This is a genomic window from Acinetobacter sp. 148, assembly GCF_031196675.1.
In the GTDB taxonomy this organism is placed as follows: domain Bacteria; phylum Pseudomonadota; class Gammaproteobacteria; order Pseudomonadales; family Moraxellaceae; genus Acinetobacter; species Acinetobacter baumannii.
Window position 1 is genome coordinate 1 of the sequence record NZ_JAVIMT010000037.1, and the last position, 14,558, is coordinate 14,558.

Consider the following 14,558-nt stretch of genomic DNA (forward strand, 5'->3'; position numbering starts at 1 on the left):
AATGTCAACAAACCCTAATTATTTTGAGCAATGGTCCATCAGACTATAAAAGTAAATTACCCTTCACTTTTTAGCCGTGAAGGGCAAAATTCTTTTATAAAGAAATAAAACCATTCTTACGGGCTTGGTAAACGGTACATAAAGCGATAAGGGTAAAAGCCAGCATAAACCACGGAAAAGAAGCCGCCCCAAAACTTTCAAGCAGTCCCCCTCCAATCATTCCACCGAATGCGATAGCAAGGTTAAATACAGTGACCAACATAGATTGAGCTACATCGGCTTCGTGACCCGCAGTATTTGCCAAAGCTGTTTGTAATAAGGTTGGAGCACCACCAAAAGTTATTCCCCATAACATAACACCCGTCATTACAACAAAACTTGAAGAACTATAAACACCTAACAGCGCTGTTGCGATTGCAAAGATAAATAAGCTCAAAAGCGTTATTTTTCTTAATGAACGATCAATAAACATGCCTGTAATAAGAATGCCTACAATTGAAGAAATGCCGAATATAAAAAGAATGGTCTCAAGTTTGTATGAATGCCCTGTTGAAGCCAAAAATGGTGAAATATAAGTATAAAGAATGCTATGCGCCAATATCCAAAGGAAGACGACTGCTAAAACAGCTCTAATGCCCGGCATTAAAAGAACTTTTAAAATGGGTAACCTTTTCTGTGCAGGTTGTCCCGCAAAATCAGGAATACTAAGACGAATCCAAACAAATAAAATCAATGCCAATAAAGACATGATCCAAAACACACCACGCCATTCAAACAATGTTCCCAACCATGCACCTAAAGGAACTCCAATTGATAAAGCAATGGGTTGCCCAACCCCGGCAATTGCTAAAGCTCGTCCTTGGTAGGACGCAGGGACCATACGTCTTACATAACCCGCTAAAAGTCCCCATATAACACCCGCAGCCATACCTGCAATGAAACGAGCAGTCAAAGTCAGAATATAATCATTTGATAAGGCCGTAATTGCATTAAATAAAAGTAACCCTGCAATAGCAATGAGTAATAAGGGTCTCCGATTCCAACTACGTGTAAGGCTAATAAGCGGTATTGCCGCTAAAACAGAGCCTAAGGCATACACTGCTATAAGTTGCCCTGCATAAGCTTCTGAAATATGTAACCCTTGACTGATTTGGGGTAAAAGCCCTGCTGGCATGGTTTCTGTCATAATGGTCAGAAAGCCTGCAACTGTAAAAGCCAACAATTTCCAAATCGGTAATTGAGTAGAGAATTCATCAGTTAACTGATGAGATGTTTCATTACTCTTAGTATTCATAAAGCTTTACTCTCAAATTCGCTTGCAGCGTACTTACTCTGCTCTGTATCGCTATAAGCTTGTTTTATAAGGTTAGGATGAGAAGGCATTTGTTCTCCATGTGAACTAAAATCATTATTTTGGAATGATTGTTCCAATTTAAGTTAAATAAAAACCTTAACTATTCAGCTCAACAATAGTTAAGGTTTAAATGAGTTTTATAAAATGTTTAAAGCAACCTGGACCACATCCATTAAACATTGCTTTCTTTGTTCATGAGGGCTGCCTTTTCCTAAAACACGTAAACCTTGCATCGTATTTAGAAAGAAACTTGCTAATGCACGCGGGTTTTGGGTAGATCCAATTTCACCAGATTGTTGAGCTTTAATTAACAAACTCTCCAAAGCATGTTGAAGCTTCTGTAAATTACTTACAACGAATTGAGAGACTTCTTCATCATGTCCAGCCAGTTCCAAACAAGCATTTGCAACGAGGCAGCCTTTATGTTCTGAATCATTCAGCTCATCTTCAACCACCCTCATCAGTAATTGTCGAATAAGTGCTTTTGCTGAACCTGAACCAGACAACAGCTTTACATTATTAAGTGTAGTTAAAAGTTCATAGCGTTGTAATGCCTTTTGATAAAGCCCTTGTTTGTTTTGAAAGGTACTATATAGGCTACTTCTAGATAATCCCGTACCATCGACCAAGTCTTGAACTGAAGTTGCAGCATAACCACGACGCCAGAAGACCTGCATTGCAGCCTCAGCAATTTCATCAGTTTCAAATTCTTTGGTTCGCATACACATGTCTAATAGGAACGATCGTTCCAATTAATTTATGATATACCAATACACAAGTCAAACTAATAATTCTTCCATCAATTTATGTTTAGCCGAATAAATCATGTAAAGCTGGCTTCTTAATCCCGCTTTTAAGTATTTTTATTCTTTGCATACTATTCTTAGAGATAACTTTTGCGCTTGAATACATTACAAAAACATATTATAAATTATTTCTAACCAAATGATTGGTTTTTTGGAACTTTATAATGAACAACAATATTATAATTTTTGGTTATGGAACAGGTATTTCCAAAGCCGTAGCACATAAGTTTGGTAAAGAAGGCTATAAAATCGGGTTAGTGGCACGTAATGCTGAAAAACTCGAAAAAGCCATTTTAGAACTTAAAACACAAGGTATTGAAGCTTATGCTTTTACATGTGATTTAGCGGTTCTTGAAGATATACCAAATCTTATTAATCGTATTAAAGACCGATTAGGAGAGATTAAAAATATTCATTGGAATGCTTTCCATGATATTGAAGGCAATATCTTAGAAACCCCTCCACTAGAGCTTACTAAAAGCTTTCATATTCGTGTTTCGAGCTATATTGCGACGGTGCAAGCTTGCCTAGGTGATTTAGAAAAGAACCACGGTAGCATTTTATCGACAAACGGAATTTTTGCTTTCGATGCAGTGGGCATCGACTTGGTTGCCAAAGAGTATTCATCGTTAGCAACTACTGCTGCCGCTCAATACAAAACCACCAACTTGCTTGCCCATAGTCTTGCTGACTCAAATGTTTATGTGAGCCAAGTGATTGTAAATGGTTTCGTAGACGGCAGACCTGAAGCCAAAGATAAAACCTACGCGGTACATCCAGAAACAGTTGCGGAGCAGTTCTGGTACTTACATCAACATAAACAAGAAACAGTTTCTCTTTGTGGAGAAGCCATTCAAGCGGCTTAAAATTATTTCTTATGACAGAAGAAGTGTAATTAATTAGGCTTCTTCTGATTTTTAAATTTATATTTGTATGTCAGAGAAGTATTTAGTTACTTTTCATACGCTGAAGGATCAATTTTGTATTTTTTAAAGAGAATAGAACGTACGGAGTCTTTTATACGTTCATCATGTTTAATAATTAAATAAATATCTTTTTTAGTCAGAGGAACTTTTTTTAGTAAATCTGGCAAGTCTGTCGACCTTATAGTACTGACTTCACTAGGTTGTTTCAAGATATCTGGATCTTGTTTTTCAAATTTAAAATCTACACCTTGCAAATTAAAGTAAACCATAACTCTTCTGTTCAAAGAGTCACTATCATCATATAAAACAGTACCTTCTGGCAAAATATAATATTCTGGCAAAGTGCTATTTTTCGAATATTTACCTTCAAACGAATATATCTTTAAAGGTTTTTCTAAAACATGAATTTCGGGTGTTTTTGTACGATTCCAGAAGTAATAATTTAATAAGGACTGAACGATGAAAATTAAAATTAGTATGGTAATTAATAAATTCTTTTTCATACTTATCTCTTATTTAAACCAAATAAAATCATATGGTTAAATATCTTATTCATTTACAATAAATTTATAGGTCTTATCTAACTTCCCATCCCCACTAGCATAAAAACCCGCATATATATGAATCGTAAAAGTTCCCTTATACTTTGGAACTCCAGAAATTTTTAAATTATTATAAGCATCTGCTTCATTTTGATCTATTGGCTCAATAGAGATATTCATATCACTAGGGAAATTAGTTTCAACTTCAAAAGACTGTGGTATGACTCTTCCACCTGATATGTTCAATTGCTGATTATATGCCTTTCCTACATAGGCTACTGGAAGACTATCAGGCTCAATTGTATATTCGTGACCACATCCTGCCATAACTAACAATGAAATACCCAAAGTTATTAATTTAAGTTTCAAATTTTTAAACAAATTATTTTTCTTCCCATACAACTGAAAATTTTTCTGATTTAGATACATTACCAATCATTGCAGAGAAAATTGCTTGGCATTCTAAATTGATTTTTTTAACTGAACTGATATCTATAGGTTCACAGCTTCTATTATCGCTATTTGAGCAAAATTCTACCGTTATATCAATTTGGTTACTCTCGAGTCTATCTATATAAGCATCTAACCTTTGGTTGTGATTAGTAGTATTTTTGCAAACAATTTTTTTTGATGATGATTCTTTTACTTTATCTAAAACTTCATTTTTCCTAAAATTAATAGAAAAATTTAACTTTTCATGACTTTTAACTATATTGTTTATCGTAAATTTTGAAAAATTCTCACTACAACCTATCAAGTAAACTAAGCCTAATATATAAATAAATTTATTCACTTAAATCCTCTATTTAAAATAAGAATTTTTTATAGCTTCTTTTGATATTAAAATATTATCTGCTACAACTTTACTGCTTTGTAATAAGCCACCAAAGACTACTCTACAAGACATATTGCTTGCTAATAATTTTTCCAATTGGTTCTTAGCAATACATACATTCATTGATTCATCTTCGCAAACTTTGAAGTATCCAGACAAAGTATGTTTTCCATTCTTTAACTTTTCTCCTTCGACTGAGATAGCACCTAAAATAAGATAATTTTTAATATTATCGCACTTAAAATGTGAATACTTATAATTTCCGTTTTGATAAACATTCTTTAAATCATCAGTTGTTTCTAAATTAAATTTAAAAATATCACCACTCATACCATCCACATGAGAATAAGTTAAATTCTTAAGGGCCATATCCTTAAAATTTTCTTTCTCATTTTTGGTTAAAGGATTACAACCTGATAATAAAATGGATAAAATAATTAAAAAATATCTATACATCTATTTTATCCTACAATAATTAATTTATATTTTTTATTCAGCTCATCACTACCATTGCTATAGAAACCTGTTGAAATATTTGTTGTATATTCACCTTTATATTTGGGAACACCTTTAATTGAAAAGTCATTAAAACCACTAGTGTTATTATTTGGTTGAATTTTTAATTCTATATCATCAAGCATGTTAGTATCTATTTCAAAATACTCATCCACTACTTTGCCACCACTAATTTTTATATTCTGGGAATATGCTTCATTGACATGGGCTACAGCGAGCTCCTTCGATTGTATATCATAGTTGCTACAACCATTAAGAATTATAGCCAATAATATATATAGGAACATATCTTTTTATTCTTCAACTACAAATTCATAGGTTTTATTTAGCTTGTCATCGCCTCGCCCATAAAAATATGCATTAATTACAATTTTATATTTCCCTTTATATTTTGGAATTCCATCAATTTTTATATGATTGTATCCATCTATAACATCTACGGGAGTAATTTTAACCTCCTGATTCTCAGGAATATTCTCATATAATTCAAAATGTTGTTCAGATACTTTACCTCCGATAATTTTAATAAATTGACTATATGGCTTTCCAACGTAGCCTACAGGAAGCTCATGTGGTTCAATCTTGTAATCTCTATTACACCCTAAAAAACTTGTCATTAAAAACAATATTATTAAGTTTTTAAAGTTCATCTTTATTTCTCTAGATTTCGGGCATAATTATAGTCAACCCATCCTAAATCTTTTAAAAAGTTTTCCACCATTGCTTGTTTTTTTTCTGCTCTTCCGCATCTTTTATAGCCTTATTAATATCAGCTTCTATTTTATCTTTATTATTGTCCCATATCTTATTTAGTACCTGCTCAAGATCTTCTCTACTCCATAAATGAAATAAGCCACTACTTTCACCCATTGCCTCTATAATTTTTTCATGAACTTTCTGGTTATCATAATTTTTTATTTTTTTATTAAACATATCAACAACCAAATCATTAATATTTGGCTTTATGTCATTATAAAAATCTATTGTCGTATGATCTTCTAAATTATCATCTTGTATAACCCATTTAGGTACGGGTAAATAAAGATCAGTAATAATAATTTCTATTCGTATAATATTTTTATAATATATAGTCCGTTGTGTACCATTAAATCGAACTGCTATTATTTTTTCTTCATCCCAAGATAGTTCTTTCGTTAAATATGGAGAAGATTTTTCTTCTTTATGATTACTTTCTTGTTTAAAAAAATTAAATAGCATTGTTTTATCTCTTCTTAAAATACAGTCCAAGCAATAAATGCTTCTAATTCTTTATCAAATGCATCTACCAGTTGATATGCAGCAATCCCCCCAATTGCACCACCAATGAGGGTACCAATACCAGAACATATAGGTGATCCTGGACCACAAATTCCTCCTGCTATTGCTCCACCTGCCGCACCTCCTGCAATGCCAGCACCAATAGAGGCGCCTTGTCTGTAAATTTCTTTTTTATATTTAACATTTCACGCCAAAAAACTATAGGCAAGACACTAATAAAAAAACAATTAAAAGGTTCTAATGGAAGTGTAAAGTGACTTTCATCGCTAAAAATAATTTTACAGATTCCTTTTAAATTGTAAGATATATAAATATATTGCAACAAATAAAAAAAGAAAAATAGAAATGAAATAGCAGCATAGAAAAACTTATTATCTTCTATAATTAAATTAACAAAACTATTCATTTATTCACTCTATCATATATATATTCTGTAACTAGCCCTGCACCTTCACCTCCTGCCCAACCAACTCCAGCCAAAACTACAGCAGCTAGACCTAAAACAATCAATGATGTACCTCCACTAACAACCTTTAACACAATAAAAATACTAATAAATCTTTCTAAAATTTATTTACAAAAACAAAACTTCACATAAAATTGTTAATTGAGCCAAAAAAATATAGAGAAAATAACTATAAAAATCATAAAAAATGAAGAGTTCTTAATATAAAACCATAATTTTTTATGATCTTTTATAAGCAACATACAATTTTCTAATTAAACCCACTAAATATTAAAAATTTTCTTTTTGCAAAAAAATTAGAAAATTTTTCTCCAGAAAAATAACTAATAATATTAATCAGAGTTATAGCAAATATAATAGACTCTATATTAGCAACATCTAAAGATTTATTTTTATAAATATCTGACCCATAAACTAGTCTTTTTAAACTACTTGATTTATTAATATATCTCGATGCTAATTGATGAAATATAGCCCATAACACCACACTTACAAGCAATAGAATAACTATAATATCCTTTATATTCATTTTAACATTTCATACCCATACTCTACAACTGCCTGCCCTGTAACCCCACCAAAATATCCACCAGTTAATGTTGCACCAGAAATAGAATTATCAAAAAAATACTTCAAAAATTTTATCTTTATTTACCAAACCAATACTCTTTATATTAGAAAAATTTCTCTAAAATAAAAACGGACACCAAAGCTATAGTTGTGAATATTCCACAAAAATAAATAGCATATTGGTTATAAAAAAACATTGGAAATTTTTTTATTAATTTTTTTAATTGATTTTTTTCCACTGGATAATAAAAATCCTTTTTATAAAGTTTTTTAAACGATGTACCATATTTTATATTTAAAGTTTCACGCCAAAAAACAATAGGTAATACGCTAATAAAAAAACAATTAAATGGTTCTAATGGTAGTCTAAAATGCTTCTCGTTATTAAAAATAATCATGCATATTTCTTTTAAATTAAAAGAAATATAAATGTATTGAATAAAATAAAGTACAAAGAAGAAAAATAAACACGAAAGGCCAATGAATACTAATGGCATCGTTTCTATAAATAAGATAAATTTATTCATAATATTTTTTACTTACTGAAAAAGTCATAGGCTTTTTCTGCTCCAATTCCTGCACCCTCACCTACTCCCCAACCAACTAATGCAGATGTTCCAGCAGCTAGTCCCAAAACGATCAATGATGTACCTCCACTAGCAACTGTTAATACAATAAAAGCACCTAGTGCACCACCAGCTAATCCTCCAGCTAGTTTAGAGGTTTCGATTACAGTTGTTCTAGTTTTTTCCTCAGGTTTTGCACTGGCAATCGCATCACCAGCATTATAAATATCTAGGGCTAAAAATAAGTAACCTCCACCTTTTATGACTTTACTCATTTTTCCTAATTCAGCCATTTTCTCGACATATTCTTTCATTCCCCCTTTGTAAGTAGCTCCTCTAGCTAGAGATGATTGATTGATAATACGTCGCATATTATTGGTTTTAATAGACTGATCCCACTTAAAAACCCCTTTTGCATACACCTGATCTAACTGTGTGTATAAATCTTTATATTTATTTCTAAACGCTTTAAAGTTCTTAGGATTAGCTAAACCTGAACCCTTTGCTCTCTCTTCAGCCATTTTTAGTGCTAATTCACCATGAATTTTATTCATTCTAGTCACCGTACCTTCATGGAATGCTAAAGTTGCATCAATTCCACCTTTAGCAATTGCCCCCCAGGCACTTTCACTATCCTTAGTATCCTTATCAAATTTTTGAACCAGAGGATGGTCATTATTCTCAAAGATATTTTTATGTGTCAGTTGAGTTCGATTATCAGCCACAGCATCATAAAGAAACTCATAATTTTGAGCAAAAAATTGCTCATCAAAATTTTTGTCCCTTTTCATTTCATCTAATTTCTTTTGGGCCTCTTGTGCTTCCTTTTTATATTTTTGCAATTCTTTGGCTGTTGTAGAATTTGATAAAATAATAACTTGCCCAGGAGTTAAGATACGAATAGGCGCCATATTTTTAATATGCGGATTATTTGCACGAAGAACGTCCCAATCAGATGCTGACAACGGTTTTTTATATACACGTTTCGACCAATCAGCCATTGTTTCAGTTTTTTTAATAAGATACCAAGCCACTTCTCCATCATTGAGATAGATTTCTTTAATATTTTCTTTAACTTTCTTTGTAATTTCAGTTGTTGTTTTAATCGTATAAACACTATGTGTTTTTCTCTCTGGGTATGCTTTTACAGAAACTTTCTGTAAAAGTTCTCCACGCAGATAAATTTCATAAATTAAAGTGGTATTTAAATTATTAATTTGAGTCCAACTTGTTAACCCCTGCTCATTAAAACGGCCATCGAAAACTATTTTTTTCTTATTACTATTGGTTGTTACAATAAACTTATAAGTTAAATCTTTTAACTTTAATGGAGCTTGAACATTAAGCTTTAAACGACTGAAATATACACTCATTCCTCTGTCCCAGCCTCTTCTTCATCTGCCTGTTCAATTTCATTCATCATGACTCTTGTAGTAATACGCTGTGAAGCTGATGTTGTTTTTAGCTTCATAAATCCATCTTTATCTGTTGTCCCTCTATGAATATTTCCCTCATCATCCAATAAGATATAAGGTTTTTCAGACATTACCTGATTTTCTTTATTCTTGACTAAATACTGAAGTACAAAGGGATTCTCAGCTTCAGGTAATTGTGGCAATGAACTATTTACACTCCCGCCCCCCATAAACACATGCTGTCCAGCCTTCACCTCAAACTTGCCGCTTGTGGTCATAAAAATACCTGAACCGGTAATTTTGACTTGAGAGCCGCCTGCGGTAAGAACAATTTCTTTGGCTGCGGTCGCTTCGATTTTGTCTTCAGTCGAAATCACCTGAACAGCTTTACGGGCAATTAAATCAGCTCCATCGCCTTGCGCCTGTATTTCGACTTTACCTTTGCCTGCATACAGTCTCGCCCCTTGTTGCGCTGCAAAAAGGCTAATCTTATTTTGGGCATGTGCAATCAAGTTCTTTTGAGTAGACAGATTAATGCTATCTCCGGCAGTTTGGTTGAGCTGACCATCTGCACTTAAGTGAATGTCTTCGTTACTGGCTAGAGCAATACTGTTAGGCGCAGTTAAAATCATCAAAGCTTGCTTAAAAGCAGCAGCTTTGTCTTGATCTTTCTCTTCAATTTGCTCTATGAACGTTTTTAAGTTCTCAAGCATTTCCAATGGATCAGTTTGCTGATTTTTAGCAACTTCACTGAGTGCCTTGGCATTATTGAGGCCGCCTTCGATTTGTTGCTTGGCCTCGCTTGCATCAAGGTGTACACCTTGAGCTTGATCCTGTTTGTGGGTACTAACGAGTAAACCACTACCAGCTCGAACCGCGCCCCACTGGTCAGTTCTAAGTTCAAAACCTTCCCCACGACCGTCGCTTTCCGCCTTGTCTTTTGGATGGCTTAGGTTACCGAGGTTTAATTGGCTAGCTGCATGGCTGCTTTGTAACTGGGCACTGATTTGACCTGTCGTGTCATCAAAACGGAGCTGGTTAAAGCCCTTACCGTCAACTTCTTCTGAACGAATGCCGCTGAGTTTTTTAGTATCAGGTAACTGCCCTTTCTGGTCGAATTGCGTTGGGTGGCGCTCAGCTTCATGAATACGCCCCACCACAAACGGACGATCAATGTTCCCGTCAAAGAAGTCGATGACCACAATTTCACCAACACGTGGCAAGAAACGTGCGCCATAACCTGCCCCTGCCCATGGGGTCAGCACATCGACCCAAGCGGAGTCAGTGTCATTGTCGTTACTTCCAGCTCCACCATCATGGCTGTGGTCATCAGCTCGGGTAAACAGGAAACGGACTTTAATGCGTCCCCACTGGTCGACATGAATGCTTTCACCCTCTAAACCCACCACTCTAGCGCGCTGTGGGTGAGCGGCTGGTCGGTGCTCTAGCGGATTATATTCAGGCACAGCTTTGATGTTACGACGAACGACATTCAGCTCAGCAAAGTGGCGCTGCTCAGGGTTTTGACTGTCGAGTTGGGCTGCCTTGAGTTTGCCTTGTGGTAATAAGCGCTCAAGTTGCTGTTGTAATTCTTTCGGTAAATTATTCTGGTTATAGTAGTGCTTGTTTAAGATTAAGAACTCTTTGTCCGCACTGTCATGCTGGTCGAGTTCTGGGTGGTCATTCAGCTCAAACCAGTAACCCACTTGTGCATCACGGACATTCCCTGCAACGGTAAACTGTTTAGAACTCAGGTGATGGTAAGCATTGATGTGCTGGTTAAGTTGTTCAATCTGGCTATTGCCTGAAGCGGTGGCTTGATCTTCCCCGTTTAAATCCTGCATCCACGCTGGACTAACATGCCATGCATCTTCAAGGTTCAGGCTTGCATTGTCATAGTGTTCACTGTGCTTTTGCGTGCCTTGTACGCTGCCGCTACCTTCTTCTTGTTGTAGGGCATCGGCTTGCCAGCGTTGCACATGAACCGAGGTTGGTTGTAAACGACGCTCAGCTTTGACTTGGGTAATGGTATCAAACTGTTCTGTCGCACTGCTGCGTTGATAGCGGATGCTACGGCGTTCAAGTGCCTGATAATTTTGGTTATCGTCAATTAAACGCAAGACTTGTGGCTGGATAGAAGCATTTGGGTCAGCGACAAAAAGCTGTGACTCATCGACCAGCCAGTTAATGCCTTCACTACGCCACAAACGGGTTAAAAAGTCATAATCACTTTCATTTGACTGCATCACAAATGGACGCACATCGTAGTCTTTAGTTAAGCCGGATGTATCGAGCGTTATGCTTGAGGCAAATAACGGGCTTTTCCCCTGCCATTCTTTAAACAGAATTTCACTAATATCTCGCACGCTTTTATTCATAAACACGCGGCTATTACGGCGTTTATGCCAGAGTGCAGTTGGGTCTTTTAAGGTGAGGTTATAAATAGTGAGTGAGCCGTCGCTTTGCCCTTGGCTGGCTTCGGTAATAATACCTGTCATTCTAAAAAACTGGCCTGTATCGGTGACCTGATCGACGGCAACCTGACAGCCAATAAACTGTTTTAATGCAATATGGGCGTTTGTCGACAGACACAATAACTCAGCAACGCTGCCCTGATTAAGCGTATGTTCGCCTTCAATACGTTGTAAGAAGACTTGCTGATTTAAAGACTGATTTGAGAATTGGATATGAACAGCACGATTTTGTGAAACAAGGCCTAAACGTTCCAATATACTCGACACACTCATCTGCATTTTTATTATCAATCAAACTTATATTTAAGCCGTATTTTAATTAAAAAAAGACTAATCTGTCTATCTATACTCATTTTCAAAATGTAACTAGTCTAAATATGCAGTTTTACGTTAATTTCTTATTAAATAGGTATTTAAACCGTAAAATTCGATCATTTTAAAGTACTATAAATCATGGAGATATTATTAAATTTTTCAAATAAAAATCAAACATATAGCAAGAAATCAAATTTTAAGATTAATAAAATTCAGGATGAGATATGAAAATAAAAAAGTCTGCTTTTTATATATTTACCATGATTTTTTCGCTTCATTCTTCAGCATTTGCTGAGCCGAGTGTTGCTGATGTTCAATATCGTGCACAGCAAGGACAACCGATTGCGCAATATCATCTTGGCATCATGCTTTTAACTGGTGAACAAGGTGTCGTTAAAAACTATGAACAAGCTTTTAAATGGTTAACTGCTGCTGACCAAAATGGAAGCGTGGGGGCAAAATATAGTTTAGGAATGATGTATTTCACGGGTACAGGCGTGGAAAAAGACATGAAACGCGCTTTTGAATATTTTGCTAAAGCTGCGGATAAGGGCCATGCCAAAGCGCAATATAACTTAGGGGTGTTATATGACAGAGGTGAAGGAACTGCGCAAAATTATGAGCAGGCTTTTGAATGGTATAGTCGTGCTGCAGAGCAAGGCTATCCGCCCGCAGAATATAATTTAGCTCATCTATATAAAAAAGGTCACGGCGTCGCTCAAAGCGATGAGCAAGCCCTTAAGTGGTACACCAAAGCGGCTGAGCATAATGAAAGCGATGCCCAGTACAACTTGGCCCAGATGTATTTAAATGGTGAAGGCACGCCGAAAAGCCTACAACTGGCAAAGAAATGGTTCCAACAAGCTGCCGATGCAGGTGATTCGGATGCGAAAGAAATGCTTAAAAGTTTAGATTGAATAAGACAGTCATTCCCACTTTCTAAAAACCAGACAAGTATTTACGCCACCAAAACCAAAGCTATTACTCATCACTGTTTTTAGTTCGGTTTCTCGGCTTGTTTGAACAATATCGAACTTTTTAGCTTCTTCGCGCAGTTCGGCAATATTAATACTCGGCGCAATAAAGTTATTTTGCAGCATTAAAATAGAATAAATGGCTTCATGTACCCCTGCGGCCCCTAAACTATGGCCAGTCATCGACTTGGTTGAACTGAGCGGCGGGACTTTTTCACTACCAAAAGCTCGCTCTATGGCCAATAGTTCGGGAATGTCCCCTGCCGGCGTTGAAGTGCCATGTGTGTTGATATAGTCGATGGTGTCAGAGCCGTTTTGCTTGGCTTCTGCGAGTGCCAGTTTGATGCAACGAGTCGCCCCCTCGCCACTTGGAGCCACCATATCAACACCATCACTATTGGCAGCGTACCCAACCACTTCGGCCAAAATTTTTGCTCCGCGTTTTTGGGCATGACTTAAAGACTCCAAAACCACCATGCCACCGCCGCCAGCGATCACAAAGCCATCGTTATCTTTTGAATATGGGCGTGAAGCGGTTTCTGGTGCATCGTTATATTTAGAACATAAGGCGCCCATTGCATCGAATATTGCGGTTTGGGACCAATGGTCTTCTTCGCCGCCACCTGCCAGCATGAGATCCTGTTTACCAGCGGCAATAAGGTGATATGCATAGCCAATTGCGTCGGCTGAAGTCGCGCAGGCACTTGCGATCGATTGGGATACGCCTTTTAGATTGAAAGCGCGTGATAAGTTAGAGCTAATGGTGCTGGTGAGGTAGCGTGGTGCTAAATCGGGTGATACTTCGCTTGCGCCTTTTTCTTTTAGGGTATGCAACATGTCGATGATAGACGCTGTTGAGGTGCCGCCTGTTCCCCCAATCACGCCATATTTTGGGTTATTGGCAATATCATTTACATCAAGCTCGGCATGTTGTAGCGCATCGAGTGCCGAGTTATAGGCATACATGGCGCAAACGCCCATGTGTTTTTTTAGCTCAGGATCAATATTTTCAAAATTCATTTCGGCAGTGGCGCTCACATGACTTCGAAAGTTCAGTTTTGCATAGACTTCGTTATAGCGAATGCCTGAGCGGCCTGCTTTTAAGGACTCGGTTACTTTCTCTAATGTATTTCCAATACAAGAATTAATTCCCATACCTGTGATGACAACTCGTTCCATTCTTATCTCTATAAAAACGACAAAAATAGATCTTAACAATCAAGTTCTTTTTTGGAACTGGCAAAATATTTCTATATTTATTATTTTTTCTCATCAAATATAAATAAAAAGTTAATAATAATATTTTTATTTTAAAATAATATTTAGTTTTATTATTAAATCAAAAATATTTTAAATATTAAATTGACGTATTTAAAATCACCGATTATTATCTCGTTGCTGGCCTACATTGCCAGACGGTTTTGACAGACCGTAACTCGTAGCGAATTGTAGTTCTACTATAATTCGTTAGACCCTTGCGTCCCCTTTCTTTGCGGTAGGATGATCTGCCCCCATAAAGTT

17 protein-coding genes are annotated in these 14,558 nt (G+C 35.9%); 2 read left to right on the forward strand and 15 right to left on the reverse strand.

The genetic code is table 11. From position 1 onward, the window contains the following. Positions 1-94 precede the first annotated feature (94 nt). Together RFX69_RS06120 and RFX69_RS06125 are read right to left on the reverse strand one after the other, a co-directional pair. Positions 95-1,294, reverse strand: coding sequence for an MFS transporter (locus RFX69_RS06120; protein ID WP_289332814.1), 1,200 nt, complete (start codon positions 1,292-1,294; stop codon positions 95-97). A gap of 197 nt (positions 1,295-1,491) precedes the next feature. Then, positions 1,492-2,076, reverse strand: coding sequence for a TetR/AcrR family transcriptional regulator (locus tag RFX69_RS06125; protein ID WP_270900868.1), 585 nt, complete (start codon positions 2,074-2,076; stop codon positions 1,492-1,494). Positions 2,077-2,324: 248 nt separating this feature from the next. Between RFX69_RS06125 and RFX69_RS06130 the strand changes: the two genes are divergently transcribed. Continuing rightward, positions 2,325-3,026, forward strand: coding sequence for an SDR family oxidoreductase (locus RFX69_RS06130; protein ID WP_271056228.1), 702 nt, complete (start codon positions 2,325-2,327; stop codon positions 3,024-3,026). Positions 3,027-3,112: 86 nt separating this feature from the next. Here the strand turns inward: RFX69_RS06130 and RFX69_RS06135 are convergent, their stop codons facing one another. From RFX69_RS06135 to RFX69_RS06195, 12 genes are all read right to left on the reverse strand, one after another. Continuing rightward, positions 3,113-3,589, reverse strand: coding sequence for a hypothetical protein (locus tag RFX69_RS06135; RefSeq protein WP_125268028.1), 477 nt, complete (start codon positions 3,587-3,589; stop codon positions 3,113-3,115). Between the two features lie 45 nt (positions 3,590-3,634). After that, positions 3,635-4,057: a hypothetical protein gene (locus RFX69_RS06140; protein ID WP_032061725.1), complete on the reverse strand. Its 423-nt coding sequence runs from the start codon at positions 4,055-4,057 to the stop codon at positions 3,635-3,637. After that, positions 4,011-4,421 (reverse strand): hypothetical protein, encoded by a 411-nt coding sequence (locus RFX69_RS06145; protein WP_057052026.1) that lies wholly within the window; start codon positions 4,419-4,421, stop codon positions 4,011-4,013. The genes RFX69_RS06140 and RFX69_RS06145 overlap by 47 nt, the downstream gene beginning before the upstream one ends. A 9-nt stretch (positions 4,422-4,430) precedes the next feature. Next, the gene (locus tag RFX69_RS06150; RefSeq protein ID WP_032061727.1) at positions 4,431-4,919 is read right to left on the reverse strand and encodes a hypothetical protein; all 489 of its coding nucleotides are present in this window, start codon (positions 4,917-4,919) and stop codon (positions 4,431-4,433) included. A 5-nt stretch (positions 4,920-4,924) separates the two neighbouring features. Next, entirely contained in the window at positions 4,925-5,134 is a 210-nt protein-coding gene (locus RFX69_RS06155; protein ID WP_289332813.1) for a hypothetical protein, read from the reverse strand. A gap of 138 nt (positions 5,135-5,272) precedes the next feature. Beyond that, positions 5,273-5,629, reverse strand: coding sequence for a hypothetical protein (locus RFX69_RS06160; protein ID WP_289332812.1), 357 nt, complete (start codon positions 5,627-5,629; stop codon positions 5,273-5,275). Between the two features lie 52 nt (positions 5,630-5,681). Continuing rightward, complete coding sequence (locus RFX69_RS06165) at positions 5,682-6,197, reverse strand: hypothetical protein (protein ID WP_270900863.1); 516 nt, start codon at positions 6,195-6,197, stop codon at positions 5,682-5,684. Between the two features lie 160 nt (positions 6,198-6,357). After that, on the reverse strand, positions 6,358-6,663 hold the full coding sequence (locus tag RFX69_RS06175) for a hypothetical protein (protein ID WP_270900862.1): 306 nt from the start codon (positions 6,661-6,663) through the stop codon (positions 6,358-6,360). Then, positions 6,660-6,797 (reverse strand): hypothetical protein, encoded by a 138-nt coding sequence (locus RFX69_RS06180; RefSeq protein ID WP_270900861.1) that lies wholly within the window; start codon positions 6,795-6,797, stop codon positions 6,660-6,662. Before RFX69_RS06180 ends, RFX69_RS06175 begins: the two co-directional genes overlap by 4 nt. A 600-nt stretch (positions 6,798-7,397) precedes the next feature. After that, entirely contained in the window at positions 7,398-7,691 is a 294-nt protein-coding gene (locus tag RFX69_RS06185) for a hypothetical protein (protein WP_228135779.1), read from the reverse strand. A 137-nt stretch (positions 7,692-7,828) separates the two neighbouring features. Next, positions 7,829-9,232 (reverse strand): hypothetical protein, encoded by a 1,404-nt coding sequence (locus RFX69_RS06190; protein ID WP_125268022.1) that lies wholly within the window; start codon positions 9,230-9,232, stop codon positions 7,829-7,831. Next, positions 9,229-12,027 carry a type VI secretion system Vgr family protein gene (locus RFX69_RS06195; RefSeq protein WP_289332811.1) on the reverse strand — a complete coding sequence of 933 codons (2,799 nt, stop codon included), beginning with the start codon at positions 12,025-12,027 and terminating at the stop codon, positions 9,229-9,231. Before RFX69_RS06195 ends, RFX69_RS06190 begins: the two co-directional genes overlap by 4 nt. 260 nt (positions 12,028-12,287) lie before the next feature. On the opposite strand from RFX69_RS06195, the gene RFX69_RS06200 reads away from it, so the two are divergent. After that, a complete protein-coding gene (locus tag RFX69_RS06200; RefSeq protein WP_289332810.1) occupies positions 12,288-12,980 on the forward strand; it encodes a tetratricopeptide repeat protein in 693 nt (230 codons plus the stop codon). Positions 12,981-12,989: 9 nt separating this feature from the next. On the opposite strand, the gene RFX69_RS06205 is transcribed toward RFX69_RS06200, so the two are convergent. Further along, positions 12,990-14,216 (reverse strand): beta-ketoacyl synthase N-terminal-like domain-containing protein, encoded by a 1,227-nt coding sequence (locus tag RFX69_RS06205; protein ID WP_289332809.1) that lies wholly within the window; start codon positions 14,214-14,216, stop codon positions 12,990-12,992. Positions 14,217-14,558: the final 342 nt, after the last annotated feature.